Annotated in this window: 30 protein-coding genes, 1 tRNA gene and 1 pseudogene; 15 read left to right on the top strand and 17 right to left on the bottom strand. The window is 73.7% G+C overall.

Annotation, left to right across the window (positions count from 1 at the left end):
- Positions 1-27: 27 nt before the first annotated feature.
- The 3 genes from K4S16_RS14855 to purU all read right to left on the bottom strand — a co-directional run bounded on the left by K4S16_RS14855 (position 28) and on the right by purU (position 2,237).
- Positions 28-603, bottom strand: a complete 576-nt coding sequence (locus K4S16_RS14855) for a hypothetical protein (RefSeq protein ID WP_149259473.1) — start codon at positions 601-603, stop codon at positions 28-30.
- A 41-nt stretch (positions 604-644) separates the two neighbouring features.
- A complete protein-coding gene (locus K4S16_RS14850) occupies positions 645-1,259 on the bottom strand; it encodes a DUF6286 domain-containing protein (protein WP_149259472.1) in 615 nt (204 codons plus the stop codon).
- Between the two features lie 117 nt (positions 1,260-1,376).
- A complete protein-coding gene (gene purU, locus K4S16_RS14845) occupies positions 1,377-2,237 on the bottom strand; it encodes a formyltetrahydrofolate deformylase (RefSeq protein ID WP_149259471.1) in 861 nt (286 codons plus the stop codon).
- Positions 2,238-2,458: 221 nt separating this feature from the next.
- Here purU and K4S16_RS14840 point away from each other — a divergent pair, with 221 nt between their 5' ends.
- From K4S16_RS14840 to K4S16_RS14825, 4 genes are all read left to right on the top strand, one after another.
- Positions 2,459-3,403 (top strand): PHB depolymerase family esterase, encoded by a 945-nt coding sequence (locus tag K4S16_RS14840; RefSeq protein ID WP_149259470.1) that lies wholly within the window; start codon positions 2,459-2,461, stop codon positions 3,401-3,403.
- A gap of 89 nt (positions 3,404-3,492) precedes the next feature.
- Positions 3,493-4,677 carry an amino acid deaminase/aldolase gene (locus K4S16_RS14835; protein WP_149259597.1) on the top strand — a complete coding sequence of 395 codons (1,185 nt, stop codon included), beginning with the start codon at positions 3,493-3,495 and terminating at the stop codon, positions 4,675-4,677.
- Between the two features lie 29 nt (positions 4,678-4,706).
- A complete protein-coding gene (locus K4S16_RS14830; protein WP_149259469.1) occupies positions 4,707-5,378 on the top strand; it encodes an SIMPL domain-containing protein in 672 nt (223 codons plus the stop codon).
- A gap of 111 nt (positions 5,379-5,489) precedes the next feature.
- Complete coding sequence (locus tag K4S16_RS14825; protein WP_149259468.1) at positions 5,490-5,828, top strand: zf-HC2 domain-containing protein; 339 nt, start codon at positions 5,490-5,492, stop codon at positions 5,826-5,828.
- On the opposite strand, the gene K4S16_RS14820 is transcribed toward K4S16_RS14825, so the two are convergent.
- Positions 5,779-6,090, bottom strand: coding sequence for a DUF3618 domain-containing protein (locus K4S16_RS14820; RefSeq protein ID WP_149259467.1), 312 nt, complete (start codon positions 6,088-6,090; stop codon positions 5,779-5,781). The two genes, K4S16_RS14825 and K4S16_RS14820, sit on opposite strands and share 50 nt — an antisense overlap.
- Before the next feature lie 178 nt (positions 6,091-6,268).
- On the opposite strand from K4S16_RS14820, the gene bcp reads away from it, so the two are divergent.
- On the top strand, positions 6,269-6,736 hold the full coding sequence (gene bcp, locus K4S16_RS14815) for a thioredoxin-dependent thiol peroxidase (RefSeq protein WP_149259466.1): 468 nt from the start codon (positions 6,269-6,271) through the stop codon (positions 6,734-6,736).
- Between the two features lie 55 nt (positions 6,737-6,791).
- Here bcp and K4S16_RS14810 read toward each other — a convergent pair.
- Together K4S16_RS14810 and K4S16_RS14805 are read right to left on the bottom strand one after the other, a co-directional pair.
- Positions 6,792-6,876: transfer RNA gene (locus K4S16_RS14810), tRNA-Leu, on the bottom strand.
- 22 nt (positions 6,877-6,898) lie between these two features.
- Entirely contained in the window at positions 6,899-8,446 is a 1,548-nt protein-coding gene (locus tag K4S16_RS14805) for an MFS transporter (protein ID WP_149259465.1), read from the bottom strand.
- A 41-nt stretch (positions 8,447-8,487) separates the two neighbouring features.
- Here K4S16_RS14805 and K4S16_RS14800 point away from each other — a divergent pair, with 41 nt between their 5' ends.
- The 5 genes and pseudogenes from K4S16_RS14800 to K4S16_RS46925 all read left to right on the top strand — a co-directional run.
- The gene (locus K4S16_RS14800) at positions 8,488-9,102 is read left to right on the top strand and encodes a TetR/AcrR family transcriptional regulator (protein WP_149259464.1); all 615 of its coding nucleotides are present in this window, start codon (positions 8,488-8,490) and stop codon (positions 9,100-9,102) included.
- A gap of 209 nt (positions 9,103-9,311) precedes the next feature.
- Positions 9,312-10,358, top strand: coding sequence for a sensor histidine kinase (locus K4S16_RS14795; protein WP_149259463.1), 1,047 nt, complete (start codon positions 9,312-9,314; stop codon positions 10,356-10,358).
- Between the two features lie 79 nt (positions 10,359-10,437).
- The gene (locus K4S16_RS14790; protein ID WP_149259462.1) at positions 10,438-11,343 is read left to right on the top strand and encodes an MEDS domain-containing protein; all 906 of its coding nucleotides are present in this window, start codon (positions 10,438-10,440) and stop codon (positions 11,341-11,343) included.
- Entirely contained in the window at positions 11,343-12,263 is a 921-nt protein-coding gene (locus tag K4S16_RS14785; RefSeq protein WP_149259461.1) for a sensor histidine kinase, read from the top strand. Before K4S16_RS14790 ends, K4S16_RS14785 begins: the two co-directional genes overlap by 1 nt.
- A 4-nt stretch (positions 12,264-12,267) precedes the next feature.
- Positions 12,268-12,348: pseudogene (locus K4S16_RS46925) on the top strand (pentapeptide repeat-containing protein); the annotation flags it as partial.
- Between the two features lie 32 nt (positions 12,349-12,380).
- Here K4S16_RS46925 and rdgB read toward each other — a convergent pair.
- The 11 genes from rdgB to clpS all read right to left on the bottom strand — a co-directional run bounded on the left by rdgB (position 12,381) and on the right by clpS (position 19,351).
- Positions 12,381-12,998: an RdgB/HAM1 family non-canonical purine NTP pyrophosphatase gene (gene rdgB / locus K4S16_RS14775; protein ID WP_149259459.1), complete on the bottom strand. Its 618-nt coding sequence runs from the start codon at positions 12,996-12,998 to the stop codon at positions 12,381-12,383.
- Positions 12,995-13,714 carry a ribonuclease PH gene (rph, locus tag K4S16_RS14770; RefSeq protein WP_149259458.1) on the bottom strand — a complete coding sequence of 240 codons (720 nt, stop codon included), beginning with the start codon at positions 13,712-13,714 and terminating at the stop codon, positions 12,995-12,997. Before rph ends, rdgB begins: the two co-directional genes overlap by 4 nt.
- Positions 13,715-13,789: 75 nt before the next feature.
- Entirely contained in the window at positions 13,790-14,539 is a 750-nt protein-coding gene (locus K4S16_RS14765; RefSeq protein ID WP_149259457.1) for an MBL fold metallo-hydrolase, read from the bottom strand.
- Positions 14,540-14,570: 31 nt separating this feature from the next.
- A complete protein-coding gene (gene murI, locus K4S16_RS14760; RefSeq protein ID WP_149259456.1) occupies positions 14,571-15,410 on the bottom strand; it encodes a glutamate racemase in 840 nt (279 codons plus the stop codon).
- Positions 15,411-15,555: 145 nt separating this feature from the next.
- A complete protein-coding gene (locus tag K4S16_RS14755; RefSeq protein ID WP_149259455.1) occupies positions 15,556-16,353 on the bottom strand; it encodes a thioesterase family protein in 798 nt (265 codons plus the stop codon).
- A gap of 107 nt (positions 16,354-16,460) precedes the next feature.
- The gene (locus K4S16_RS14750; RefSeq protein WP_149259454.1) at positions 16,461-17,408 is read right to left on the bottom strand and encodes a PLP-dependent cysteine synthase family protein; all 948 of its coding nucleotides are present in this window, start codon (positions 17,406-17,408) and stop codon (positions 16,461-16,463) included.
- A 21-nt stretch (positions 17,409-17,429) separates the two neighbouring features.
- Entirely contained in the window at positions 17,430-17,702 is a 273-nt protein-coding gene (locus tag K4S16_RS14745) for a MoaD/ThiS family protein (RefSeq protein WP_149259453.1), read from the bottom strand.
- Between the two features lie 92 nt (positions 17,703-17,794).
- On the bottom strand, positions 17,795-17,917 hold the full coding sequence (locus K4S16_RS46465) for a hypothetical protein (protein WP_268843236.1): 123 nt from the start codon (positions 17,915-17,917) through the stop codon (positions 17,795-17,797).
- A gap of 97 nt (positions 17,918-18,014) precedes the next feature.
- Positions 18,015-18,428 carry a Mov34/MPN/PAD-1 family protein gene (locus K4S16_RS14740; RefSeq protein WP_149259452.1) on the bottom strand — a complete coding sequence of 138 codons (414 nt, stop codon included), beginning with the start codon at positions 18,426-18,428 and terminating at the stop codon, positions 18,015-18,017.
- 49 nt (positions 18,429-18,477) lie between these two features.
- A complete protein-coding gene (locus K4S16_RS14735; protein ID WP_149259451.1) occupies positions 18,478-19,050 on the bottom strand; it encodes a DUF2017 domain-containing protein in 573 nt (190 codons plus the stop codon).
- A gap of 4 nt (positions 19,051-19,054) precedes the next feature.
- Complete coding sequence (gene clpS, locus K4S16_RS14730; RefSeq protein WP_149259596.1) at positions 19,055-19,351, bottom strand: ATP-dependent Clp protease adapter ClpS; 297 nt, start codon at positions 19,349-19,351, stop codon at positions 19,055-19,057.
- 260 nt (positions 19,352-19,611) lie between these two features.
- Here clpS and K4S16_RS14725 point away from each other — a divergent pair, with 260 nt between their 5' ends.
- The 5 genes from K4S16_RS14725 (at position 19,612) to K4S16_RS14705 (ending at position 25,937) form a co-directional block, all read left to right on the top strand.
- Positions 19,612-20,964 (top strand): nicotinate phosphoribosyltransferase, encoded by a 1,353-nt coding sequence (locus K4S16_RS14725; RefSeq protein WP_149259595.1) that lies wholly within the window; start codon positions 19,612-19,614, stop codon positions 20,962-20,964.
- A 76-nt stretch (positions 20,965-21,040) separates the two neighbouring features.
- A complete protein-coding gene (locus K4S16_RS14720; RefSeq protein ID WP_149259450.1) occupies positions 21,041-21,622 on the top strand; it encodes an isochorismatase family protein in 582 nt (193 codons plus the stop codon).
- A 2-nt stretch (positions 21,623-21,624) separates the two neighbouring features.
- On the top strand, positions 21,625-22,176 hold the full coding sequence (locus K4S16_RS14715; protein ID WP_149259449.1) for a gluconokinase: 552 nt from the start codon (positions 21,625-21,627) through the stop codon (positions 22,174-22,176).
- A gap of 405 nt (positions 22,177-22,581) precedes the next feature.
- The gene (locus K4S16_RS14710) at positions 22,582-23,337 is read left to right on the top strand and encodes an ABC transporter ATP-binding protein (RefSeq protein ID WP_200841859.1); all 756 of its coding nucleotides are present in this window, start codon (positions 22,582-22,584) and stop codon (positions 23,335-23,337) included.
- Positions 23,338-23,339: 2 nt separating this feature from the next.
- Positions 23,340-25,937, top strand: a complete 2,598-nt coding sequence (locus tag K4S16_RS14705; RefSeq protein WP_149259448.1) for an FtsX-like permease family protein — start codon at positions 23,340-23,342, stop codon at positions 25,935-25,937.
- Positions 25,938-25,943: the final 6 nt, after the last annotated feature.

Raw genomic sequence — 25,943 nt, 5'->3', positions numbered from 1 at the left:
CTCTCCGCTCCGGCACCGGGCGGCCGTTCACGCGGACTCGGGCTGCGGACGGCGGCGGCGCAGGCGCCTGCGCGGGCGCTCGACCGACGGCCGGAAGCGGATCACCACCGGAAGGTCGGGCATGCCGACCGCGCGGCGGTACCGCTCGACGGGACCCGCGCCCAGTTCCCCGTAGACCTCGCTCACGAGGGCGTCGCCCTCGCAGGACACCTTCAGCCGGAGGCGCGGCCTGTCGGCCGTGCCGGTGAGGCGGGCCCGGGCGCCGTGGACGCCGGGCAGGCCGCGCGCATCCCGGTTCAGGTGGTCGGCGGCGGCGCGGGCCCGCGAGCGGGTCTCGGCATCGATGTCGGGGAACCACTGGTGGACGACGGCGCGCCCCTGGACGACCAGCCACACCTGCCCGGCGAGCGCCAGCGCCTCGGCGACCCCCGCCGCCGCCGGCAGGAACCAGCGGGTGTCCTCCGTGAACCGCGCCAGTGCGGGGTCGAGCAGCGGGCGCTCCGACAGGGCGCCGAACGCGTCGAACGCGCCGAGCCCGAGGGCGAGTCCGGACGCGCCCGCCAGCAGCAGCACCGCCCCGGTCACCGCGATCGCGATCCTCATCGTCAGTCCTCCTGCCAGCACCGTCCGTCTTTCCCGCACCGTCAGTCCTTCCGCCAGCCGAGCCGCACGTCGACCGGCGGCCGGTGCATCGGCTCGATCCGGTCCAGCCGCGCGTCGACCGCCTCGTGGACGAGGTCGGCGAGGTTCGCCGGGTTGCGGTAGTGGGTGCCGGCCCGCACGACGATCCCCCGGCGGAAGACCCCGAGGCCCCGGACGCGGGCGCGCTCGATGCCCGGCACCTCCAGCGCCGCGGCGGCGAGCATCCGGCGCAGCGCGGCCCGGCCGATGACGCCCGCGAGCCGCGGATCGGCGCCCGCGAGCGGCACGCCGCGCAGCCGTCCGGGCAGCGCGGCTACAAGGAACGCCGCGCCGAGGGCGGCCACCGCCCCCGACGTCGCCAGGACGTCGGGGTCGTTCCACGCGTGGCGCCGCAGGAGTTCCACGACCGGGGCGACGCCCGGCACCGGATGGACGCCCGAGCCGAGCGCCCCGGCCATCAGCTCGATGGCGGCGACCCCGCCCACCCCGGTCACCAGCAGCGCAGCGGCGAACCCGGCGAGCGCGCGGCGGGCCCGCAGCTCCCGGACGGCGAGCCGGCGCGCCAGCCGCCTGCCCTGCGCCTCCTCGATCAGCTCCTTGACCAGCGTCTCGGCCATAGCCACCCCCGTAGCCGTCGGCACGTCCGACTTCGTCACCCATGGTGCGCGAAAGTTACGCGGAGTGAAACACGCCATGCCGACATCTCACGCGTTCGCCGACCGGAAAAGCGCAGGTCAGCGGAAGACGACCGTGCGGTCGCCGTTGAGCAGCACGCGGTGCTCGGCGTGCCAGCGCACCGCGCGGGCGAGCGCGAGGCACTCCACGTCGCGGCCCACGGCGACCAGTTCCTCGGGGCTGTGGGTGTGGTCGACGCGCGCGACCTCCTGCTCGATGATCGGCCCCTCGTCCAGGTCGGCGGTGACGTAGTGCGCGGTCGCGCCGATCAGCTTGACGCCGCGCGCGTGCGCCTGGTGGTAGGGGCGGGCGCCCTTGAAGCTCGGCAGGAACGAGTGGTGGATGTTGATGATCGCGCCGGGCAGCTTGGCGCAGAAGTCGTCGGACAGGATCTGCATGTACCGGGCGAGGACGACGAGGTCGGCGCGGTAGTGCTCGACCAGCGTCAGGATCTCGGCCTCCTGCGCGGGCTTGCCGCCCGGCCCGACCGGCAGGTGGTGGTAGTCGATCCCGTACGACTGGGTGAGCGGCCGCAGGTCGGGGTGGTTGGACGCGACCGCGACGATGTCGATGTCGAGCAGCCCGGAGCGCGTCCGGTACAGCAGGTCGTTCAGGCAGTGCCCGCCCTTCGACACCATGATCAGCACGCGCGGGCGCTCGGCCAGCGGGTGCAGCCGCCACTCCAGCCCGAGCTCGGGCACCAGGGAGGCGAACGCGCCGCGCAGCTCGTCGGGATCGGTGTCGTCGAGCGCCGCGAACTGCACCCGCATGAAGAAGGTCCCGGACCCGCCGTCGCCGAACTGCTGGCTCTCGACGATGTTGCACCCGCGCTCGGCCAGCAGCCCGGAGACGGCGGCCACGATGCCGGGACGGTCGGGGCAGGACAGGGTCAGCACGTACTCGTTCGCGGCTTCGTTCACGGGTCTCACTCTTGCCTCGGCGCGGGAAGCGCCAGCTCAGGACGGTCAGGTCGCTGCCCAGCTTACGCAGCGGCACCCTGTCCCGCCGCCGTACCGGCCGGTCGGGCGGAAGGCGCGCGGCGAACGTCGCCGGGGCGGCGCCCGCGATGGCCGCCTTGCCCGCGACGCCCTGTCTACCGGTGAGTAGTTTGAAGGCTCCCCTTGGGGTTACCTTTGCCCCCATGCGGCGAATCGCGCTCGTGGCTCTGGCTGTCACCCTGGCCCTGGCGGGCTGCACCGACAAGACCGGTGAGAAGGGCGGCGAGGGCGGAAAGAAGGGCGGCCGTCCCGCGACGGTCGACGGCGTTCCGACGTCCGAGGGGACCCACAAGCAGAAGCTCGACGTGGGGACGGTCGGGCACCGCGAGTACCTGCTGCACGTCCCGGCCAAGGTCGCCGACGGCGACTGGAAGGACGGCAGGCCGGCCGACCGGCCCGCGCTGGTCATCGCCCTCCACGGCGGGCTGGCCAACATGTCGAAGATGCAGGACCTGACCGGGTTCGACAAGCTCTCGGACGAGCACGGCTTCCTCGTCGCCTACCCCGACGGGTTCATGACCACGTGGAACGCGGGCGACTGCTGCGGCGCCGCCAAGGTCGGGAACATCGACGACGTCGCCTTCCTCGGCAAGCTCATCGACAAGCTCGCCGGTGCCGGGCTGGCCGACCCGAAGCGCGTCTACGTCACCGGGTTCTCCAACGGCGCCGGAATGGCCTACCGGATGGCCTGCGAGAAGCCGGACAAGGTGGCGGCGATCGGGGTGGTCGAGGGCGCCCTCGTGACCGAGTGCGATCCGGGCCGGCCGGTGTCTGCGATGATCTTCCACGGGACGGCGGACGGGAACGTGCCCTTCAACGGCGGCGGGGACCGCGACTTCAACGACAAGCGCCCGTTCCCCCCGGTGTCGGACGCGGTCGAGTTCTGGCGGAAGGTCGGGGGGCTGCCCCAGCCGAGCAGGCGGGTGAAGGCGCTGAGCGGCGACACCCGGTGCGAGAGCACGGGCAAGGGGCGGCAGGGCGTCGCGGTGACCTTCTGCAAGATCGACGGCGGGCGGCACGCGTGGCCCAAGGAGGCGAGCCCGATGCTGTGGGACTTCTTCGCCTCCCATCCGCGCGCCGGTGCGTGAGGCGGTACCCGGTGCGCCCGCGGCGCAGAACGCGAAGGCGTACGTGAGATCTTTTCACATTTGCCCGGTAGAGTGGCAGCGTGACGAGCATGAACCTCCGGGACCGCTACGACGCCGCGACCGCCGGGCTTGAGGCGCCGTTCGCCGTCGTCGACCTCGCGGCCTTCCACGCCAACGCCGCCGACCTCGTCCGCCGCGCCGCGGGCAAGCCGATCCGCGTCGCCAGCAAGTCGGTGCGCTGCCGGGCGCTCCTGGAGGACGTCCTCGCGATGGACCGGTTCGCCGGGATCATGGCGTTCACCCTCCCCGAGGCGCTCTGGCTTGCCGCCGAGGGCGTGAGCGACGACATCCTCGTCGCCTACCCCACCGCCGACCGCACCGCGATCGCCGCGCTCGCCGAGGACTCCCGCGCCGCCCGCGCCGTCACGCTGATGGTCGACTCCCCCGAGCACCTCGACCTGATCGAGTCCGCCGCCGGCGACCGGCGGGTGCGGGTCTGCATCGACATCGACGCCTCCTTCCGCACCCTCGGCGGCCGGGTGCGGATCGGAGCGCTGCGCTCCCCGCTGCACACCGCCGCCGACGTCCGGGCGTTCGCCGAGCTGGTCCTCAAGCGGCCCTCGTTCGACCTCGTCGGGCTGATGGCCTACGAGTCGCAGATCGCGGGCGTCGGGGACGTCCCCCCGGGCCGCCCCGCGCGGGGCCGCGTCATCCGCGCCATGCAGCGGCAGTCCCGGGCGGAGCTGGCCCGGCGCCGCGCCGCGATCGTCCGGGCCGTCCGGGAGCTCACCGACCTGGAGTTCGTCAACGGCGGCGGCACCGGCAGCGTGGAGACGACCGCGGCCGAGCGCGCCGTCACCGAGGTCGCGGCAGGCTCCGGCCTCTACCAGCCGCACCTGTTCGACCAGTACTCCAACTTCTCCGGGCGCCCCGCCGCGCTCTTCGCGCTGCCGGTCGTGCGCCGTCCCGCGCCGGGCGTCGTGACGTGCCTCGGCGGCGGCTACCTCGCGTCCGGGCCGGCCGACACCGTCCGGCTCCCCCAGCCCTACCTGCCGACCGGCCTGTCCTACGACGGCAACGAGGGGGCGGGCGAGGTGCAGACGCCGCTGCTCGGCCGCGCGGCGGACCTGCTGTCGGTCGGCGACCGCGTCTGGTTCCGCCACACCAAGGCCGGCGAGCTGTGCGAGCGCTTCGACGCCCTGCACCTCATCGAGGACGGCCGGCACGTCCGCACCGTCCCCACCTACCGGGGCGAGGGCCGCACGTTCCTGTGACGATCCGCCCGACCGTCTAGGTTGGGGGGATGAGCGACGCTCCAATGATCAGTGTCCGCGGCGAGGCGGTGCTGGAGGCCGAGCCGGAGATCGCGCGGCTGTCGGTGCACGTCGAGTCGCAGGAGTCCGACCGGCGCACGGCCCTCGACCGCCTCACCGAGCGCAACCAGCAGTGCCTCGACCTGGTCAAGTCCTACGGCGAGGCCGTGGAGAGGCTGGAGACCGGCGGCCTGTCGATCACGCCGCTGCTGAAGTACCGCAGGCGCGAGGGCGACATCCGCGCCTACCGCGGCACCGTCTGGATCAAGATCACGGTCAGCGACTTCGCGGTGCTGGGCGAACTGGTCACGCGGCTCGGCGACCTGGAGCGCACCTACGTCACCGGGCCGGAGTGGGAGCTGCGGCAGGACAGCGAGGTCTACCGGCGGGCCGCCCGGCAGGCGGCGCACGCGGCCGTCGAGCGGGCCCGCGGCTACGCCGAGGCGCTCGGGGCCCGGCTCACCGGCCTGGTGGAGCTGTCGGACGAGGGGCTCGGCCGAGACACGGACGCCGGCGGGCCCGTCGCGCTCGCCGCCGCCTACGGACGCGCGGGCGGGGGCGCCGCCGAGGAGCCCGAGCCGATCGACCTTGAACCCGAGACGCAGATCGTCCGCGCCACCGTCGAGGCCCGGTTCACCGCGACCGCCCCCGACCTCGGCTGAACCGCCCGGCCACCGGACGGCCCCGCCGCCGAACGGCCCTGCCCCTCAACGGTCCCGCCGCTGAACCGCCGTGCCACTGAACAACAGGGGCGCCGCGCCCGTACTCAGGGTGTGGGAGGAACGGACTGCGGGGTGTACCGGATCGGCCTCGGCGTCTACGCCATCGGACGGCTGGCCGGCGCCGAGGCGGACGCGCTGGCGGCGCACCTGAGCGGCTGCCCGCCGTGCCGCGCCGAGCTCGCCCGGCTCCGCGACGTCGCCGACCTGCTCGCCCGCTCCGCCCGGCAGTGGGGCGGCGCCGTACCGCCGCACCCGGGCGCCGTCCCGCCGCATCCCGGCGGCGCCGGGAAACGCGGAAGCGCCGGCCGCGGACCGCGGACCGGCGCCTCCGGAACGGGGCTCAGCGGCGCCTGCGCCTACGGCGCCGCAGGACCAGGGCGGTCACGATGACCGCCGCGCCGACGCCGGCGAGCACGAGCCGCTTGTCGATCTGACCGCCCTCGCCTTCCTCGTCGTCGTCGGGGGGGCGCACCATCGCGCCGATGGCCTTGACGACGTGGTCGGCCTCGTCCTTCAGCCGCTCCGCGCCCCGCTGCGCAACGTTCTTGGGGTTCACCCGGTCGGCGATCTCGTCGACGGCGCGGGCCAGTTGCTGGCGGCTGCGCTCTATCTCCCGTTCCAGCGCCTCCGGGTCGCGGCTCTTGTCAGCCATGCCGTGTCCTTATCCTGTCGGGCGTACTCGCGCGGGCGAGAACCGTGGCGAGCCGAGCGTGGTCCGCACGGACTCGGCCGAGCGTGATCCGGACAGTCTTGCAGGTCTTCCCGGCGGATGCCCGCCGCACCCCAGCCGGTACCGTTGGAGCCACCATCCGAGCGAAAGGCGGGACAGGGTGTCCGAGCGGTTGCAGCCGGGCGACGTCGCCCCAGAGTTCGAGCTTCCCGACGCCGACGAGACCGCGGTGTCGCTGGCCTCGCTGCGCGGCAGGCGCGTGATCCTCTACTTCTACCCGGCGGCCATGACCCCCGGTTGCACCAAGGAGTCGGTCGACTTCGAGAGCAGCCTCCCCGAGCTGGAGGCCGCCGGCGTGACCGTCGTCGGGGTGTCCCCCGACAAGCCGGCCAAGCTCGCCAAGTTCCGGGAGAAGGAGGGGCTCACGTTCCCGCTCCTGTCCGACCCCGACGCGCAGGTCCTGCAGGCCTACGGCGCCTACGGGGAGAAGAAGCTGTACGGCAAGGTCGTCGTCGGCGTCATCCGGTCCACCTTCGTCATCGACCCCGAGGGGAAGATCGAGAAGGCGTACTACAACGTGAAGGCGACGGGGCACGTGGAGCGCCTCCGCCGCGAACTCGGCGTCTAGCCGGCGCCCGTCCGGACGCGGGAAGCACCGCGGCCCGCGCTCAGCGCGGGCCGGGTGCGGGCGGGGGGATTCGAACCCCCACGGTGTCGCCACCAACAGGACCTAAACCTGCCGCGTATACCTGATTTCGCCACGCCCGCCCGTGCCGCCCGGGCGTCCGTGCTACCGGCCGGGGGCCGGGTTCAGCTTAGCGTCCTGATCGGCGGGCGCGGCAACGGATTCCGCGTCCTCCCGGCGGGGCGCCCGGTACAGGACCGCGACGACGGCGGCGGCGACGGCGAGCGCGACCGAGGCGGTGAGGAACGCCGACTGGAGGCCGTCGCTGAAGGCCGCCCGCGCCCGGTCGGCCGCCTCCGGGCCGAGCCGCATCGCCATCGCGAGGGACGTCTTCGCCTGCTCGGCGGCCGGGCCCGGCACGTTCCCGAGGTCGAGGTTCGCGCGGTAGGCCGACTGCAGCAGGCTGCCGAGGACGGCGATGCCGAGCGCCCCGCCGAGCTCGCGGGCCAGGTCGTTCATCGCCGAGCCCACGCCCTGCTTCTCGGCGGGCAGCGCGTCGGTGATCGAGGCGGTGGACGGGGTCATCGCGAGGCCCATCCCCGCGCCGAACGGGATGAGGCCCGCGAGCAGCAGCCAGTAGGTGCTGTCCTCGTCCAGCAGCGAGAAGACCAGCATCGCGACGCCGACGAGCAGCAGCCCCGCCGTGATGACGCGGCGCGGGCCGACCCTGGCGGCCAGCCTCGGCGCGACGCCCCGGGCGAACGGCATCATCGTGAGCGCCATGGGCAGCAGGCTGAGCGCGCCCACGAGCGCGCTGTCGCCCTTCACCAGCTGCAGGTACTGCAGGACGATGAAGACGAAGCCGAAGAAGGCGAAGAACTGCAGGGTGATCGTGAGGGCGCCCGCGGAGAACGCCCGGATGCGGAACAGCCGCGGGTCGAGCAGCGGGTTCGGCCGCTTCAGCTCCCACAGGACGAACCCGGCGAGGACGACCACGGCGGCGGCGAGGCCGAGCAGCGTCCGCGCGGACGACCAGCCGTGCGTCGGCGCCTCGATGATGGAGTAGACGCCGGCGCCGAGCCCGATCACGGTGATCAGCGCGCCGGTCAGGTCGAGCCGCGGGGCCTCCGGGTCGGCGGACTCGGGGACGACCGCGAGCGTGGCCGCCAGCGCGACCACCGCGAGGACGACGTTCATCCAGAACACCGACCGCCACGACCAGAACTCCAGCAGCGTGCCCGACACCAGCAGCCCGAAGATGCCGCTGGCCCCGGCGACGCCCGCCCAGGCGCCGACCGCGCGGGTGCGCTGCTCGGCCGGGAACGTCGAGGTGATGGTGGACAGCGTGGCCGGCATCACCAGCGCCGCACCGACGCCGAGGACGCCGCGCATCGCGATCAGGTGGTCCGGGTCGCTCGCCAGCGCCGCCGCGGCCGAGCCCGCGCCGAACACGACGAGCCCCGCGGCGAGCGCGCGGCGCCGCCCGTAGCGGTCGCCGACCGCGCCGCCGAGCAGCAGCAGCGCCGCGAAGACCAGCGCGTAGGCGTCGATGATCCACGACAGCTCGGTCAGGCCGGCGCGGGTGTCGCGGGCGATGGACGGCACCGCGGTGTTGAGGGAGGCCACGGCCGACACCACCGTGGCGAGGGACAGCATCACGGCCGGCAGCACCGCTCGGTGGACGGCGCCCGGCCCCTGCTTCGTGGTGTTCATGCCTCGAATGTCGTCCCCGCCCGGGCTATATTTCAACTGTGATGAATAAATCCGGGAACGGGCGCGGGCGGCGTCCCGGCAGCCCCGACACCCGGGAGGCGATCCTCGCGGTGGCCCGCCGCCGCTTCCTGGCCGACGGCTACGGGCCCGTCACGATGCGCTCCATCGCGGCCGAGGCCGGGGTGGACGCCGCACTGATCAGCTACTTCTTCGGCTCGAAGAAGGGGCTGTTCGGCGCCGTCCTCGGGCTCGTCGCCAACCCGCCCGAGGTGCTGGCGGGCGCGCTGCCCGGCGACCCCGCCACGCTGCCGGAACGCGTCCTGCGCGCGATGGTCGCCGCCTGGGACGACCCGGAGCGCGGCGCGCCGCTGCTGATGATGGTGCGCGCGGCCGTCCAGGACCCGGAGCTGGCCCGGCTGGTGCGCGACATCCTGGAACGTGAGATGATCAACCGGATCGCCGAGCGGCTGGGCGGCCCCGACGCCACCGCGCGGGCCGCGGCGTTCGGCACCCAGCTCGCCGGGCTGATCTTCGCGCGCTACGTCCTCGCCGTGGAACCCGTCGCCTCCATGGGGCCCGATGAATTAATCCGGTACCTCGCCCCCGGGCTCCGCGCCGCCGTCCACGGCCCGCCCCGCCGCCCCCGGATGCGGTGACCCGCACGCCCGCCGGGGCCGCACGCCCGCCGGGCCGCGCCGCCACCGCGAGGCGGCACCCTCCTCCGGCCCGCGGCCAGGGGGCCGGAAGCGGCCGGACTATTCGGGTGAAAGTTCGCGGCATACCGGAGGCGGGCGTTCTAGGCTGGTCGGGTCCGTTCGCCGTGCGCAGTGGGTGACATCGTGATCACACACCTGGCGGGACCGCCGTGAGCGCCGGCCCCGCGAGTGCCGACCCCGCGGGCGGCGGCTTCACGCACCGCCTGCTGCCCTTCTCCGGGGTGGAGGAGTACCTCGGCGGCGCCGTGCCGTTCCTGCGCGCCGGCCTCGACGCGGGCGACCGCGTCCTCGCGGTGTGCGGGACCGGCCGCGAGATGCTGCTGCGCGACGCCCTCGGGCCCGCCGCGGCCGGGGTCGAGTTCACCGAGCCCGCCGCCTGGTACGCGCACCCGTCCCGCACGCTCGCGGACTGCCTCGGCGACGCCCGCGAGACCGCGCGGCGGGGCCGGCGGCTGCGCCTGCTCGGCGAGCCGGTCTGGGCGACGCGGCCGCCGCTGGAGGTCGTCGAGTGGCAGCGGACCGAGGCCGTGCTGAACGACGCGTTCCGCGGCACCGGCGCAGCGATCATGTGCCCCTACGCGGCGACGCTGCCCGCGTCCGTCGTCGCGGCCGGGCGGCGGACCCACCCCGAGACCGTGCGCGGCGCGCGGGCCCTCCCCAACCCCGGCTTCGTGAGCCCCACGGCGTACTGCGCCCGGTGCGACGGCGAGCCGCTCCCTCCGCCGCCGGACGGCGCCGACACCCTGGTGATCGAGCGTCCCGACCTGTACTGGCTCCGCGCCTGGGTCGCCGACTGCGCGCGGCGCACAGCGCTGCCCGGCGGCGACCGGCAGCGCCTCCTGGTCGCGGTGACCGAGGTCGTGACGAACGCGTTCCGGCACGGGGAGCCGCCCGTCGCCGTGCGCCTGTGGACCGACGCCTCGCCCGGCACGGCCGCGCTCGTCTGCGAGGTCACCGACGAGGGGCGGTGGGAGCAGGACGCCGGGTTCGGGCTCGTCCCGCCGCGCCCGGACGGCGGGACGCCCGGCGGCCGGTTCGGACTGTGGGCGGTGCGGCTGCTGTGCTCCCTCGTCCAGATCCGGACAGGCGAGGACGGCACCGCCGTGCGGCTGAGGCTCGCCCTGCCCGTCGACGCGGCCATGGCGGGCCCTCGGCGCGGTCCGGCCGCGGGGCCCGGCGGCTCGAACGGAGCGTGAGGAACTCCCTGCGTTGGGCTTCCAACGGCACGGGACCGGCGTACGCTGAACGAATCCGCCTCACAGTGATGGGGAGGCCATGGAGACATCATGGTTCGCCGAGCGCTCAGTCAGCGCCGTCCGCCCCGGAGACCACGGCTGGCTGGCCTACAGCAGCCGGGAGGAACGCGACCGGGTCATAGGTCCATTCGTCCGGGAGGGCTTGGAGACCGACGAGAAGGTCGTGTACGTCACCGACGTCCCGGCCGAACTGCTTCCCGGCCTCGGGCCCGGGCAGCCGATCGACGTGGAGGCCCGTGTCAGGTCGGGCCAGCTGCGGGTCATCCCGCGGCGGGAGGCCTGCCTCGACCGCGGCGGCGCCTTCGAGCCGGCCCGGATGGCCGACACCATCGGCCGCGAGGTCGGCGCCGCGTTCGGCCAGGGCTTCCGCGCGGTGCGCGTCACCACCGACTACACCTGCCTGCTGAACGGTCCCGGCCGGTCCGACCTCGGCCGGATGCTGGGCTGCGAGCACCGGGTCGGCGACGCCGTCTCGCCGAGCACCATGGCGATGGCGATCTGCCAGGTCGACCGGCACGCCTGCCGGCCCGCCGAGCTCACCGCCCTCCGCGACACACACGAGGTCCTCGTGGAAGTGAACCCCGAGTTCGACGACGGGATCCTGAAGATCGTGCGCACGTTCGAGCCCGAGGGCCTGCGCGTCGAGGGCGAGCTGGACGCCGCGCGGCACGCCGTGTTCGCCGAGCAGCTCGCCCAGGTGCGGCCCGGCGGCAGCGTCCACCTCGACATGTCCCGCCTCGGGTTCATCGACCTCGGCGCGCTGCACCTGCTGGCCAGGCACGCCATCCGGCTGCCCGCCGACGCCGCGCTGGTCCTCGACCACCTCTCGCCCGACGTCGAGAGCGTCATCGACATGGTCGGCTGGCACCGGCTGCCCGGCCTCGCCCGGGGGCGGCGGCTGCCGGACACGGAGGGCATCGCCTGATGGCACTGGAGCACAAGGCGTTCATGTACCGGGGCACCGACGAGTTCCTGTCCGTCACCGTGCCCTATCTCGAATCGGGCCTGGAGCGCGGCCAGGTCGTGATCGCCGTCGCCCGCGAGCCCAACCTGACCGCCCTGCGCGACTCGCTCGGCGCCCGCGGCGACACGGTCGCCTTCCTCGACTCGGCCACGTTCTACCAGCATCCCGTCCGCACCCTGCGCGACTACCAGAGCATCGTGAAGGGCAGCGCCCCGCGCACCGTCTGCGCCCTCGCCGAACCGCTCTGGACCGGATGGGACGAGCGCCAGACGCTCGAATGGGTCCGCTACGAGTCCCTCATCAACGTCGTCTTCGGCGACTCGGGGGCGCGCGCCCTGTGCCCCTACGACGCCGGGGAGCTGCCGCAGCGCGTCCTCGACGAGGCCCGCCGCACCCATCCGCTGCTGCTCGCCCCGGGCCACGACGGCCAGAACGCCGACTACGTCGACCCGGTGGAGTTCGGGTCCGGCTGCGACGGCCGGTTCCGCTCCGACCGCCCTGCCGACACGGAGTACCTGCCCATCGACGGCGACGACCTGCACGCGCTGCGCGTGTTCGTCGGCGAGCGCGCCCGCCGGCACGGCCTGGCCAAGCAGCAGGCGCAGAACCTCGTCACCGCCGTCAACGAGGTCGCCGCGAACGCCCTCCAGCACGGCACGCCGCCGATCGGGCTGTGGGTGTGGCAGGACGGCGCCGACCTGGTCTGCGAGGTCGGCGACAACGGCTTCTGGTCCCCCGGGCCCGACTCCCTGACCGGCTTCGTCCCGCCCGACTCCGCCCTCCAGCGCGGCTTCGGGCTGTGGACCGTCCGCCTGCTGGTCGACCTCATGGAGCTCCGCGCCGGATGGGACGGCACCTTCGTCCGGCTGCGCTGCAGATGACGCGGTGCGGCTGACACGGGCGCGGCTGACACGGGCGCGGCTGACACGGGCGCGGCTGACACGGGCGCGGCTGACACGGGCGCGGCTGACACGGTGCGCCGAGCCCGTGGGGGCGGCTCAGGCCAGGCCCGCGGCCTTCAGCGCGTCCGGGACGATCTCCGCGAGGGCGCGGAAGGCCCGGCCGCGGTGGCTGATGGCGTCCTTCTCGGCGGGCGTCAGCTCCGCGGTCGTGCGGGTCCCGCCCTCGGGCAGGAAGACCGGGTCGTAGCCGAACCCGCCGGTGCCGCGCGGCTCCCGGATGACGGTGCCGTGCATCCGTCCCTCGACGCAGTGCTCGGCGCCGCCCGGGACCACCAGCGCCGCCGCGCACACGAACGAGGCGCCGCGCCGGCCGTCGGCCACGTCGGCGATCTGGTCGAGGACGAGCCGGAGGTTGGCGGCGTCGCGGTCGCCGCCGGCGCCGAACCGTCCCGACCAGCGGGCCGACAGCACGCCGGGCATGCCGTTCAGCGCGTCCACGCACAGGCCGGAGTCGTCGGCGACGGCGGGCAGCCCGGTGAACGCGGCGATCGCGCGGGCCTTCAGCAGCGCGTTGCCCTCGAAGGTCAGCTCGGTCTCGGGCACGTCGGGGGCGCCGGGGAAGTCGTCGAGGCCGACGACGTCGAGGTCGCCGAGGATGCGGTGGAGTTCCGCCACCTTGCCCTGGTTGTGGGTGGCGAGGACGATCCGGCTCATCGGCCGAGGGCCTCGTTCTGGATGCGGGTCAGCTCGGCGCAGCCGGCGGCGCCGAGGTCGAGCAGCGCGTCCAGCTCCGCCCGGTCGAACGGGGCGCCCTCGGCGGTGCCCTGCACCTCGACGAACCGGCCGTCGCCGGTGCAGACGACGTTCATGTCCGTCCCGGCGGCCGAGTCCTCCTCGTAGCACAGGTCGAGGCGGGGCTCGCCGTCCACGACGCCGACGCTGACCGCCGACACCGAGGTGATGAGCGGGTCCCCCTTGAGGAGGCGGCGCTCGCGCATCCAGCTCACCGCGTCGGCCAGCGCGACGTACGCGCCGGTGATCGCGGCGGTGCGGGTGCCGCCGTCGGCCTGCAGGACGTCGCAGTCGAGCTGGACGGTGTTCTCGCCGAGCGCCTTGAAGTCCAGGCACGCCCGGATCGACCGGCCGATCAGCCGGGAGATCTCGTGGGTGCGGCCGCCGATCCGGCCCTTGACCGACTCGCGGTCGTTGCGGGTGTTGGTCGCGCGCGGCAGCATCGCGTACTCGGCGGTGACCCAGCCGAGCCCGCTGTCGCGCCGCCAGCGGGGCACCGAGTCCTGCACGGACGCGGCGCACAGGACCCGCGTCGCGCCGAACTCGACGAGCACCGACCCTTCCGCGTGGTCGAGCCATCCGCGCTGGATGCGGACGGGGCGGAGGCTGTCGGGTGCGCGGTCATCGGGGCGAGCCATGCGCCCACCCTAGCGCTCGGTCCCCACCGAGGCGGCCCGCCGCGGGCAGAGCCGCACCCGTCGCCGGAGGCGCCGTCAGAGGTCGTAGACGGCGCCGACCTCCGCCAGTTCGATGGGGCCCCGGTAGCCGCTGTCCTTCGCCTCGGAGAGCGTCTGGGACGGGTCGTTCCACGGCAGCAGGTGCGTGAGGACCAGCCGTCCGACCTCGGCCCGCTCCGCGTGCTCGCCCGCCTCCCGGCCCGTCAGGTGCATGTCCGGCGGCAGCCCGGGACGGTCCGCGAACGCCGCCTCGCAGAGGAACAGGTCGGAGCCGCGCGCCAGCCGCACCAGCTCGTCGCTGTGCCCGGTGTCGCCGGAGTAGGTCAGCGCGCTGCCGCCGTGCTCGATCCGCAGGCCGTACGCCTCGACCGGGTGGTTCATCAGCGCGGTCGTCACCGTGAACGGGCCGATGCGCATCGGCCCCGGCTCCAGCGGGCGGAAGTCGAAGGTGTCGGTCATCTCCGGGTTGGGTTCCAGCTCGTACGCCTTGATCATGTGCTCCGCGGTGCCGCGGGGGCCGTACACCGGGATGCGCGGGGCCGGGCCGTCCGGGCAGTACGTCCGCGCGATCCAGTAGACGGTGAGGTCGAGGCAGTGGTCGGGGTGCAGGTGCGAAATGCAGATGGCGTCGATGTCCAGCACGCCGTGGAAGCGCTGGAGGCTGCCGACCGCACCGTTGCCGATGTCGAGGAGCATGGAGAAGCCGTCCGCCTCGATCAGATAGCTGGACGCGGGGCTGTCCGGCCCTGGGAAGCTGCCGGAGCAGCCGATCACAGTGACCCGCACGCTCACTCCTCCTCTTGGGTTTCCCGAGGAATCAGGTCGTCAAAGCCTTGCTCAACGTGCTCTCCACCGGGCCGATCTCCGGTCCGAGGAAGCGGCGGCCGAGCTCGGCGAACACGGCGGGGTCACCGGTGGCGCGGAACCGGTGCCGCGGCCGGGGCTTCGCCTCGGCGCGGGCCAGTCCCCGATCGTGCAGCACTCGGTACACGTCCTTGGCGGTCTCGTCGGCGCTTGAGACCAGTGTGACCCCGTCTCCCACCACATACGAGATGACGCCCGCCAGGAGCGGGTAGTGCGTGCAGCCGAGGATGAGGGTGTCGCAGTCCGCGTCCACAATCGGACGCAGGTAGCCGCGGGCGGCGTCGAGCAGCTCGTCGCCCATCGTCACGCCCGCCTCGACGAACTCGACGAAGCGCGGGCAGGCGGCGCTGACCAGCTCGATGTGCGGCGCGGCCGCGAACGCGTCCTCGTAGGCGCGGCTGTTCACGGTGGCCTCGGTGGCGATCAGCCCGACCCGCCCGTTGGACGTGGCACGGGCGGCGCGCCGGGTCGCGGGGTTGATGACCTCCACGACCGGGACGTCGTAGCGCTCGCGGGCGTCGCGCAGCATCGCCGAGCTGGCGCTGTTGCAGGCGATCACCAGCATCTTCACGCCCTGGTCGACCAGCTCGTCCAGCATCTCCAGGGCGAACGCGCGGACCTGCGCGATCGGGCGCGGCCCGTACGGCTGGCGGGCGGAGTCGCCGAGGTAGACGATCGGCTCGTTCGGCAACTGGTCGAGGATGGCACGGGCCACCGTGAGGCCCCCGAAACCACTGTCGAAGATCCCGATGGGCGCGTCTGGGAGGCCGTCCCCCCGGGATGGATCTGACATGGTGCACAAGGCTAAGCGACAGGACCCCGCCGGGGTGCGTCATGCGTTGGACATCACACCGTCACGCACCGGAAAACCGTCCAGCTCACGGCGCGGGCGCATGATCCGTTCGCTTCCGATCCGGAACACCGGTGTGTCGCGGCGGTCAGGAGCGGGCGAGGGGCACGCGGGCGATCTGCCTGCTCTGCGCGACGAGGCGGCCGGCGCTGTCCCACACCTCGACCTCCTCGTCGAACCAGCCGCCGGCGAGGAGCCGCCCGGTGCCGTGCACGGCGAGCCAGCCGGGCGCCGGGACGGCCCGCATGTGCCAGGTCAGCTCGACGGTCGGGGCCCAGCCCTGCGCGCCGAGGTTGAGCGCCACGGGCGGCAGCGCGTCGACGGCGAGGGCGAGGGAGTAGCCGTCGGGCTCCTGGCCGCAGCGGTGCCGGAACCAGGCGCGGATGTCCGGGCGCCCGCTCGGCCGCCCGTCCAGCCAGCCCATCGTCGTGCGGTCGAAGCGCATGTCGACCTGGTCGGCGAAGCCGCTGTCGACGGCGGAGGGCGGGCGGAACCCCGTGCACTCCTCCAGCGGAGGCAGCTCGGCGGGCGGCGCGGCCGCGTAGTCGGGCTCGGCGGCCGGGTCGAGGGTGCCGGTGGTGATCAGCGCGTCCACGACGGGACGGCCGTCCTGGACGAGGGTGACGAAGGACGAGGCGGCCGTGCGCCCCACCTTGCGGGAGTCGACGACCAGCTCGGCGGGGCCGGGCTTGGCGACGCGGTGGAAGTTCGCCGCGGTCGAGACGGGGTGCTCGTGCGGCGAGGCGTCCACCGCGGCGCGGGCGAGCACGGCCATCAGGTAGCCGCCGTTCAGCGCCTGGGCGATGCCGTAGCCCTCGTCCAGGACGGCCTCGTACCGGCCCTCGCCGACCGGCTTCACCGCGGTCGACTCCCCGAACCCGCTCATCCGCACTCTCCCGGGTCGACCGTCCCGGCGGGGCGTCCGCCGAGACGGTTCTAGAATCTCGTTCGAGTACGCACTCTACCCTGCCGCCCCGCCGCCCGACCGGGCGGTCAGGCCCAGAGCTGGCCTTCGAGACGGGCCTCGGCCTCCTCCAGCGTGCCGCCGTAGGCGCCGGTCGACAGGTACTTCCAACCGCCGTCGGCGACGATGAACACGATGTCGGCGCGCTCGCCGGCCTTCACCGCCTTGTTCGCCATCCCGATCGCCGCGTGCAGCGCCCCGCCGGTCGAGATGCCCGCGAAGATGCCCTCCTGCTCCAGCAGCTCGCGGGTGCGGCGCAGCGCGTCGCGCGACCCGACCGAGAACCGCGTCGTCAGGACGGAGTCGTCGTACAGCTCGGGGATGAAGCCCTCGTCGATGTTGCGCAGCCCGTACACCAGCTCGCCGTACCGCGGCTCCGCCGCGACGATCCTGATGTCCGGCACCCGCTCGCGCAGGAAGCGGCCGACGCCCATCAGCGTGCCCGTCGTGCCGAGCCCGGCGACGAAGTGCGTCACCGACGGCAGGTCGGCGAGGATCTCCGGGCCGGTCGTCTCGTAGTGCGCGAGCGCGTTGGCCTCGTTGCCGTACTGGTAGAGCATCACCCAGTCGGGGTTCTCCTCGGCCAGGCCCTTCGCCACCCGCACGGCCTCGTTCGAGCCGCCCGCCGCCGGGGAGGAGATGATCCGCGCGCCCCACATCTCCAGCAGCTGGCGGCGCTCGGCGGAGGTGTTCTCCGGCATCACGCACACCATCGAGTAGCCGCGCAGCTTGGCGACCATGGCCAGCGAGATGCCGGTGTTGCCGGACGTCGGCTCCAGGATCGTGCAGCCGGGCGTCAGCAGCCCCTCCTTCTCCGCCTTCTCGATCATGTGGAAGGCGGGGCGGTCCTTCACCGAGCCGGTGGGGTTGCGGTCCTCCAGCTTGGCCCAGAGCCTGACGTCCTCGCTCGGCGACAGCCGCGGCAGCCCGACCAGCGGGGTGCCGCCGAGCGAGTCCAGCAGTGAGTCGAATCGCATGTGGCGCTCGTCCCGACCGGCTCAGCCGCCGGCGACGGCCGGCAGGATCGTCACGCTGTCGCCGTCGGAGACCTCCGTCTCCAGCCCGCCGAGGAAGCGCACGTCCTCGTCGTTCAGGTAGACGTTGACGAACTTGCGCAGGCCCTTGTCGTCCACGAGCCGGTCGCGCAGGCCCGCGTGCCGGGTGTCCAGGTCGGCGAACAGCTCGTCGAGCGTGCCGCCCTTGCCCTCGACGGCCTTGGCGCCGTCGGTGAGGTTGCGCAGGATCGTCGGGATCCGGACCTCGATCGCCATCGCGATGATCTCCTTAAAACGTCGTACGGGACTGCCCGCCCCTGGCGTAGAACCGGGCGGGCGGCGGGATGATTCCAGGCGTGATCAGCGCGTCAGCGACAGTCGTAGACGACCTCGGCGCGCGAGTGCCCGAACAGGAAGCTCTGCACGGGTGGCACCGCTGGGGCCACGGCGCGGCGCTCAGCGCCGCCCGTCCCATGCCCGCTCGTCCACATGTCAACCAGTTTACCGGCCGGGAGGCCGCCGGTCCCGGCCGCCTCCGGACCTCGCGCACCGCTCATCCCGGTCGCCCCGTTCCTTCTGCCAGCGCCGTCAGGAACCGTCGACGATGACGACCTCTTCCTCGGTGACCTCGCCGTCCACGATGCGGAACGAACGGAACTCGGCCTCGTCCTCCTCGCGGGTCGAGACGAGGACGTAGTGCGCGGTCGGCTCGGACGCGTAGGAGATGTCGGTGCGGGAGGGGTAGGCCTCGGTCGCGGTGTGCGAGTGGTAGATCACCACCGGCTCCTCGTCGCGGTCGTCCATCTCCCGCCACACCTTCAACTGCTCCTGGGAGTCGAACCGGTAGAACGTCGGGGAGCGCTCGGCGTTGACCATGGCGACGAACCGGACGGGGCGGTCCGAGCCGACCGGGCCCGCGATGATGCCGCAGGCCTCGTCGGGGTGGTCCGCGCGCGCGTGCGCGATGATCTGGTCGACCAGGGCCCGTTCAATCGTCAGCATGCCCGCAAGCTTAGAAGGCGCCCGCTCCGGAACCCCCACCCCAGGGCGGCTACTCCGGGGGAGGCTCCTCAAGGGGAGGTTCCTCCAAGGGCGGCTCTTCCAGGGCGTGGACGAGACCGTCCTGGAGCATCGTCAGCCAGTCGTAGGCGGCGAACATGGGGGCGCGCGGGTCGCGCGGGTCGAGGGCGCCCGCCTCCTCGTACCAGTCCTCGGTGATGTCGAGCCGGGTTCCGAGCGCCAGCCGGACGTCGTTCAGCGCACGCAGCCACTCCTGCATCCGCTTCTCGTCGAGGACGGTGTCGGTGTCGGTCTCACCGAGCGCGCCGAGGACCGCCCGGGCGGCCTCGCGCTTGCCGTCGCGCAGGCCGATCTCGGTGTAGCGGCGGAACTCGCCGGCGGCCTCGCCGTCGTCGCGGTAGGCGTCGGGGAACAGCCGCGCCAGGACCGGGTCGTCCGGCTTCACGGCGTTCTCGGCGATGCCCATGGAGGCCAGTTCGTCGTCGGGGCCGGGCGCGTCGCCGAGGAGCGCGAGCAACTGCTCCATGAGGGCGCGCAGCAGCGCGGTCTCCTCCGGCTCCAGCCGGACCCGGAAGCCCTGGCGCGTCTTCGTCACATGGCTCATCGGGTCAATCATCCCGCTTCACGGTCGCCCACAGGCCGTAGGAGTGCAGGATCTCGACGTCCCGCTCCATCTCCTCGCGGGTGCCGTTGGCCACCACGGCGCGGCCCTTGTGGTGCACGTCGAGCATCAGCTTCTCGGCCTTGGTCTTGGGGTAGCCGAAGACGGCCTGGAACACATATGTGACGTACGACATGAGGTTGATCGGGTCGTTCCAGACGATCGCCAGCCAGGGCCGGTCGGCGCTCACGTCCTCCGCTGCGCCCGGCCGCTCCTGTTCGACCGGTGCGGGCGCCGTGTTCATGGCGCTCATTGGCCGGGTCGCCCCCTTTCTGCGCGCGGTCGGTCCGCCCACCGCATCCGATGCTATGCGTCTATCCCTCTCCTTGTGGGGAACGATCCCCCGCGCCGCCCGGTTCGCCGCGCTCACGCGTTTCCTTGGGGGGGACCAGCCCCACGCCGCCCAGTTCGCTGCGCTCACGCGTTTCCTTGTGGGGGACGATCCCCGACGCCCCCGGTTCGCTGCGCTCAGTGTGGTCTCCGGGTGTGGCGGCCCGCGTCACCATGGTGCCCGCAGTCGGCCCTAAAGTGCCACTTGTGAACCTTGGTGACGGCACGGCCCTGCTGACCGACCAGTACGAGCTGACCATGCTGCAGGCGGCCCTCCGCAGCGGGACGGCCGGCCGCCGCGCGGTGTTCGAGGTGTTCGCGCGGAGCCTGCCCGCCGGCCGCCGGTACGGCGTCGTCGCGGGCGTCGGGCGGCTCCTCGACGCCATCGAGGCGTTCCGCTTCGAGGACGCCGAACTGGAGTTCCTCACCGCGAACGGCATCGTGGACGAGCCCACGGCGCGCTGGCTGGAGAAGTACCGCTTCACCGGGAACGTCTGGGGCTATCCCGAAGGCGAGTGCTATTTCCCGGAATCGCCGATCCTGATGGTCGAGGGGACGTTCGGGGAGGCGGTCCTGCTGGAGACCGTCGCCCTGTCGATCCTCAACCACGACTGCGCGATCGCGTCCGCCGCGTCCCGGATGGTGCAGGCCGCGCAGGGGCGCCCGATCATCGAGATGGGGTCGCGGCGCACCCACGAGCGCGCCGCCGTGGCCGCCGCCCGCGCCGCCTACATCGCCGGGTTCACCACCACGTCCAACCTGGAGGCGGGCCGGCTGTACGGCGTGCCGACCGCCGGGACCAGCGCGCACTCCTTCACCCTCCTGCACGACAGCGAGCGGCACGCGTTCGAGGCGCAGCTCGCGGCCCTCGGCGAGGGCACCACGCTGCTGGTCGACACCTACGACGTCGAACGCGCCGTCCGCGCGGCGGTGGAGCTGGCCGGGCCGACGCTCGGCGCCGTCCGGATCGACAGCGGCGACCTCGGCGTGGTGGCGCGGCGCGTCCGCGAGCAGCTCGACTCCCTCGGCGCGCACGGCACGCGCATCGTGGTGACCGGCGACCTGGACGAGTACGGCATCGCGGCGCTCGCCGCGGCGCCCGTGGACGGGTACGGCGTGGGGACGTCCCTGGTGACCGGTTCCGGCGCGCCCACTGCGTCCCTCGTCTACAAGCTCGTCGCGCGGGCGGACGGCCCCGAGGAGGACGCGCCCATGCGCCCGGTGGCGAAGCGCTCGACGGGCAAGCCGAGCCGCGGCGGGCGCAAGACGGCCGTCCGCCGCGTCGACGGGCACGGCACCGCCTACGCCGAGACCGTCTTCACCACCGAACCGACCGCCGGCCCCCGCGACCGCGTCCTCCAGGTGCCGCTGGTGCGCGACGGCGAGGTCGTCGGGAGCGAGGCGCTCGGCGATGCCAGGGAACGCCACGCCCGCGCCGTCGCCGAACTGCCCCCGACGGCGCTCCAGCTCTCGAAGGGCGAGCCCGCCGTCCCGACCGAGTTCGTCAACGGCGGGCCACGCCGTTGAGCCGTCCCGCTTGGGGGAACGAGCCTGGGGTACGGTCGGAGCGGAGCCGGTGGGGCAACCGGTAGAGGGAGCGGTCATGGGCAAGAAGGCTCTGATCATCGTGGACGTGCAGAACGACTTCTGCGAGGGCGGCTCGCTCGCCGTCGCGGGCGGGGCCGCGGTGGCCACCGCGATCTCCGAGTACGTGGCCGCCCACCGGTCCGAGTACGCGCACATCGTGGCGACCCGCGACTTCCACCTCGACCCGGGCGGCCACTTCTCCGCCGAGCCGGACTTCGCCGACACCTGGCCGCCGCACTGCGTGATCGGCACCCCGGGCGCCGACTTCCACCCCAACCTGGCCCTCGCCCCCATCGAGGCCGTGTTCAGCAAGGGCCGCGAGACCGCCGCCTACAGCGGCTTCGAGGGCTTCTCCGACGACGAGACCACGCTCGCCGACTGGCTCGCCGCCCGCGGCGTCGACTCCGTCGACGTCGTCGGGATCGCCACAGACCACTGCGTCCGGGCCACCGCGGTGGACGCCGTCCGCGCTGGCCTGCGCACCACCGTCCTGCTCGACCTCACGGCCGGCGTCAGCAAGGCCACCGTCGACCGGGCCCTCGACGAGCTCGCGCAGGAGGGCATCGTCCTGTCCGGCGCCCCGGTGGTGACCGCCTGACCATGCCCCCCACCACGTCCCCGCCCCCGGAAACGACGGAGCCCACGGTCATCCTGATCGCCGGCGTCTCCGGCAGCGGCAAGACCACCATCGGCACGCTCCTCGCCGAGCGCCTCGGCTGGGACTACGCCGAAGCCGACGCGTTCCACTCCGAGGCCAACGTCGCCAAGATGCGCGCGGGCCACCCGCTCACCGACGAAGACCGCCTCCCCTGGCTGCGTGCCATCGCCGCGTGGATCGCCGACCGGCTCGACACCGGCCGCCCCGGCGTCGTCACCTGCTCCGCCCTCAAGCGCCGGTACCGCGAGATGCTGGTCGACGGGCACGAGGGCCTCCGCCTGGTCCTGCTGGACGGCGACCGCGACGCGATCGCCGCCCGCATGAAGGCCCGCAAGGGCCACTTCTTCAAGGCCGAGATGCTCGACTCCCAGTTCGCCGACCTGGAACGCCCCGCCCCCGACGAGAACGTCGTCACCGCGCCCATCACCGGTACGCCCGAAGAGACGGTCGCCCACATCCTCAAGGCCCTCGACCTGGTCCCGCCCTCCCACTGACCTCCCGAAGCCGACCGCGGTCGGACGTGGCAGTCGACGAGGCGAGCCAAACCGACCGCCCGGAGCCTCCGCCCCCTGGTCCGGCGTAGAGCGGGTCGTCTCAGTCGCGCACGTGGCGGTGCCGAGGGCGCCGTCGCAGCGTCCGGTTACGGCCCCCTCCCTCCCCGGGACCGGACGTCCACCCGCCACCAGAACCGCGAAGCCGCCAAAGTCGCTGAGCTGTTGCCGACGATCCAAACCATATGATCTCATCTGAGATTATCTCAGATAGACAGTTCACGTCGATCGACGGGAGACATCCATGCTTGAGCCGACCCGCCGGCGCACGCCCGAGGCGAACGGCACGCCGCCGGCCGTCCGGAACCCCGCGCCGCGCCCGCTCCCGCGCCATGCGGGAGGGCCTCGATGATCGCGGCCTCCCCTGCCGAGCAGGTCCGCGACGAGGTCATGACCGCGGCCGCTGTGGTCAAGTCCTATGGGACCGGTGACGGCGCGGTGACCGCGCTGCGCGGGGTGTCGGCGGCGTTCACGCGGGGCCAGTTCACCGCGATCATGGGACCGTCCGGGTCGGGGAAGTCGACCTTCCTGCACTGCCTGGCCGGACTGGACACCGTGACGTCCGGCACCGTCGTCGTCGGCGGGGCCGAACTCACCGGCCTGTCGCGCACCCGGCGCACCGAACTGCGCCGCGACCGGATGGGGTTCGTGTTCCAGTCGTTCAACCTGCTGCCGATGCTCACCGCCGAGGAGAACATCCGGCTCACCGGACGGCTCGCGGGCCACCGCGCGGACCCGCGCTGGTTCGACACGATCGTGGACGCGCTCGGACTGCGCGAACGGCTGGCGCACCGGCCCACGCAGCTGTCCGGCGGGCAGCAGCAGCGGGTCGCCGTGGCGCGGGCGCTGCTGACGCGGCCGGAGGTGCTGTTCGCCGACGAGCCGACCGGCAACCTCGACTCCCGCTCGGGCGCCGAGGTGCTCGGGTTCCTGCGCACCGCCGTCGACTCCTACCGGCAGACGGTGGTCATGGTGACGCACGATCCCGCGGCCGCCGCGCACGCCGACCGGGTGCTGTTCCTCGCCGACGGGACGATCGTCGACGAGCTGACCGCGCCCACCATCGACGCCGTGCACGCCCGCATGCGCGAGATGGAGGCCTGACGGTGGGGAAAGCCATGTGGCTCATCGCGCGACGCTCGTTCGCCGGCAGCTGGATGCGGCTGACCGCGACGCTGCTGGCGGCCCTGGGCTCGATCGCGCTCATAGCCGGCTCGCTGCAGTTCGCGCTGCGCGCGCAGGAGGCGGTGTCGGGCAGCGACGCGAGCGAGTACTTCCGCGCCGACGTGCTCGTGCAGGGCGGGACGGTCGATCCGGACGACGCGGCCGCGCCGCCCACCGGCGCGGTCCCCATGGACCGGATCGCCTCCCTGCCCGGGGTGGCGGCCGCCGCCGGGGACGCCGCGGTGGCGGTGACGGCCGCCCGTCCCGACGGCCGGGCGATCACCGCGGCGGCCGAGGGCAGGACGCTGCTGCGCCCCTGGGTGCCCGACCCGCGGCTGAATCCCTACCGGCTGGAGGCCGGGCGCGCCCCCGCGGCCGACGGCGAGGTGGCGGTCGTCCGGTACATGACGCGCGCGGGGAAGGTGCGCGTCGGTGACACGCTGACGCTGATGCTGCCCCGCCAGACGCGCCAGGACCGGATCGTCGGGATCGTCAGCGTCCAGGACCGCGATGCCGTGGCCGCCGGCAACCTGGTGCTGGCGCCGCCCGAGACCGTGCGGCGCGCCGCCGCGCTGCCCCCGGGCACCTGGCCGAGCGTCTGGCTGAAGGCCGCCCCGGGCGTGCCCGCCGCCCGCCTGCGCGACGGGGCGGCCCGGGAACTGGGCGGCGCGGCCACGGTGCGCACCGCCGAGTCCGTGCGGCGCGCGCAGGCCGCCGCCGCGGAGGGCGAGGGCGCCTCGATCGCCGGCGTCATCGGCGGGCTCTCCCTGGTGGCGATCTTCGTCGGCCTGTTCGTGGTCGCCAACACGTTCGGCACGCTGGTGCGGCAGCGCACCCGGCTGCTGGCGCTGCTCAGCGCGATCGGCGCCACCCCGCGGCAGGTCAAACGGCTGATCCGCCTGGAGGCGCTGATACTCGGCGCCATCGCCGCCGTGGGCGGCGTCGCCGCGGCCTTCCCGCTGTCCGCGCTGATCATCCGGCTGTTCGCGCGGGACGGCTTCGACGTCTCGGCCGCGGCACCCCAGTTCGGGTGGGTCGCACTGGGGATCCCGGCGGCGGCCGGGATCCTGGTCACCCAGGCCGCAGCCTGGCGGGCGACGCACCGCGCCGCGGGCACCTCGCCCGTGCAGGCACTGCGCAGCACCGTCACCGAGACCCGGGGGCGCCGGTGGCCGCGGCTGTCGGCCGCCTGCGCGATCTTCACCGGCGCGGCCTTCTGGTGGGCGGTGGCGGCCGCGGTGCGCGCCGACGACCCGCCCGGACCGGACCGCACGTTCGGGATCTCGCTGATGATCCTATTCGGGACGCTGCTCGCCATGACCGGCCTCGCCGTCCTCACCCCCTTCTTCGTCGGACCGCTCGGCGGGCTGGTGGGGCGCATCGGGCCGCTGGTCAGCGGGGAGGCCGGACGGCTGGCGCACATCACCGTCATCCGCAGCCCGCGCCGGGTCTCCTCGGCCGCCTCGTCACTGATGCTGGGCATCGCGCTGGTCGCCTCCGTGGTGCTCATCACCATGTCGGCGCACGACCGCTTCCGGGAGGCGGGCCGAGAGGTGATGGCGGCCGACCACGCGGTCACCGCGACCGCCCGGACCTCCGAAGGCGCGCCCGCGCCACTGGCCCGGGACGTGGCGGCCCTCGTCGCGGACGTGCCGGGGGTGTCGCGGACGACCGCCCTCACGCAGACCGAGGTCAAGCTGGTCCCGGATCCGGAGCCGCTCGACCCCGGCGAGGCACCCGAGCCGTTCCGCTTCCTCGTCAGCGGCGCCGAGCAGACCGGGCTGCGCGACGTCCTGCGGCTGGGCGGCCGGCCGCCGGCGTTGCGGCAAGGAGAGATCGCACTGTCGGGGAACGTCATGAAGGAGCGGGATCTGCGGCGCGGCCAAGAGATCGTCGTCCAGGGCGCCCGGGGCCGGGTCCCGCTCAAGGTGGCGGGCGCGTACCACGACCCCTCCCACCTGTTCGCCGACCAGGCACTGGTGGCGCCCGCGACCATGGACCGGATCGACGCCGGCGCGGCGACCCGGGCGGTCCTCGTACGGGGCGGCTCTCCGGAGGCGCTGGAGCGCGCGGTGGCCGGGGTCCCGGGGGTGCGGGTCCTCGGCCGCGACGCGTACGTGAGTGCGGCGTCGGATTCGCTCACCCGGCCGCTCAGGGCGACCTACGTCTTCGTCGGCATGGCGCTGCTGCTGGCCCTGTTCGGCATGGCGACCACGGTTTCGATGAGCGTCGCCGACCGGACCCCGGAGTTCGGACTGCTGGGCGCCGTGGGGGCGACCATGAGGCAGATCCGCTCGATCGTCCGATGGGAGGCGGCCATCGTGGTCGTCCTCGGCACGATCCTCGGCAGCATGATCGCGATGGGAGTGCTGACCCTGCTGCACGTGGCCACCGGGAGTTCGTTCCTGCGCCCGGACCCGCCGTGGTGGCTGTTTCCGCTGCTGGCGGCGGGCGCGGCCGTGACGACGCCGGCGATCTCGGCACTGCCCGCACGCCGGGCCGCCGCCGTCCCGGTCCTGGAGGCCGCCAAGGCCCAGTGAACCGCG

Source organism: Actinomadura sp. K4S16, assembly GCF_008327685.1.
Taxonomy (GTDB): Bacteria; Actinomycetota; Actinomycetes; order Streptosporangiales; family Streptosporangiaceae; genus Spirillospora.
The sequence above is the reverse complement of the archived record's forward strand: the minus strand, read 5'-3'. Positions and strand labels throughout refer to the sequence as shown.

Bases quoted from the DNA above. Each gene is read 5' to 3' on its own strand.
- K4S16_RS14855 (WP_149259473.1), bottom strand. From the start codon at position 603: ATGAGGATCGCGATCGCGGTGACCGGGGCGGTGCTGCTGCTGGCGGGC.
- K4S16_RS14850 (WP_149259472.1), bottom strand. From the start codon at position 1,259: ATGGCCGAGACGCTGGTCAAGGAGCTGATCGAGGAGGCGCAGGGCAGG.
- K4S16_RS14840 (WP_149259470.1), top strand. From the start codon at position 2,459: ATGCGGCGAATCGCGCTCGTGGCTCTGGCTGTCACCCTGGCCCTGGCG.
- K4S16_RS14835 (WP_149259597.1), top strand. From the start codon at position 3,493: ATGAACCTCCGGGACCGCTACGACGCCGCGACCGCCGGGCTTGAGGCG.
- K4S16_RS14830 (WP_149259469.1), top strand. From the start codon at position 4,707: ATGAGCGACGCTCCAATGATCAGTGTCCGCGGCGAGGCGGTGCTGGAG.
- K4S16_RS14820 (WP_149259467.1), bottom strand. From the start codon at position 6,090: ATGGCTGACAAGAGCCGCGACCCGGAGGCGCTGGAACGGGAGATAGAG.
- K4S16_RS14805 (WP_149259465.1), bottom strand. From the start codon at position 8,446: ATGAACACCACGAAGCAGGGGCCGGGCGCCGTCCACCGAGCGGTGCTG.
- K4S16_RS14800 (WP_149259464.1), top strand. From the start codon at position 8,488: ATGAATAAATCCGGGAACGGGCGCGGGCGGCGTCCCGGCAGCCCCGAC.
- K4S16_RS14790 (WP_149259462.1), top strand. From the start codon at position 10,438: ATGGAGACATCATGGTTCGCCGAGCGCTCAGTCAGCGCCGTCCGCCCC.
- K4S16_RS14785 (WP_149259461.1), top strand. From the start codon at position 11,343: ATGGCACTGGAGCACAAGGCGTTCATGTACCGGGGCACCGACGAGTTC.
- rdgB (WP_149259459.1), bottom strand. From the start codon at position 12,998: ATGAGCCGGATCGTCCTCGCCACCCACAACCAGGGCAAGGTGGCGGAA.
- rph (WP_149259458.1), bottom strand. From the start codon at position 13,714: ATGGCTCGCCCCGATGACCGCGCACCCGACAGCCTCCGCCCCGTCCGC.
- murI (WP_149259456.1), bottom strand. From the start codon at position 15,410: ATGTCAGATCCATCCCGGGGGGACGGCCTCCCAGACGCGCCCATCGGG.
- K4S16_RS14755 (WP_149259455.1), bottom strand. From the start codon at position 16,353: ATGAGCGGGTTCGGGGAGTCGACCGCGGTGAAGCCGGTCGGCGAGGGC.
- K4S16_RS14750 (WP_149259454.1), bottom strand. From the start codon at position 17,408: ATGCGATTCGACTCACTGCTGGACTCGCTCGGCGGCACCCCGCTGGTC.
- K4S16_RS14745 (WP_149259453.1), bottom strand. From the start codon at position 17,702: ATGGCGATCGAGGTCCGGATCCCGACGATCCTGCGCAACCTCACCGAC.
- K4S16_RS46465 (WP_268843236.1), bottom strand. From the start codon at position 17,917: ATGTGGACGAGCGGGCATGGGACGGGCGGCGCTGAGCGCCGCGCCGTG.
- K4S16_RS14740 (WP_149259452.1), bottom strand. From the start codon at position 18,428: ATGCTGACGATTGAACGGGCCCTGGTCGACCAGATCATCGCGCACGCG.
- K4S16_RS14735 (WP_149259451.1), bottom strand. From the start codon at position 19,050: ATGAGCCATGTGACGAAGACGCGCCAGGGCTTCCGGGTCCGGCTGGAG.
- clpS (WP_149259596.1), bottom strand. From the start codon at position 19,351: ATGAACACGGCGCCCGCACCGGTCGAACAGGAGCGGCCGGGCGCAGCG.
- K4S16_RS14725 (WP_149259595.1), top strand. From the start codon at position 19,612: ATGGTGCCCGCAGTCGGCCCTAAAGTGCCACTTGTGAACCTTGGTGAC.
- K4S16_RS14720 (WP_149259450.1), top strand. From the start codon at position 21,041: ATGGGCAAGAAGGCTCTGATCATCGTGGACGTGCAGAACGACTTCTGC.
- K4S16_RS14715 (WP_149259449.1), top strand. From the start codon at position 21,625: ATGCCCCCCACCACGTCCCCGCCCCCGGAAACGACGGAGCCCACGGTC.
- K4S16_RS14710 (WP_200841859.1), top strand. From the start codon at position 22,582: ATGATCGCGGCCTCCCCTGCCGAGCAGGTCCGCGACGAGGTCATGACC.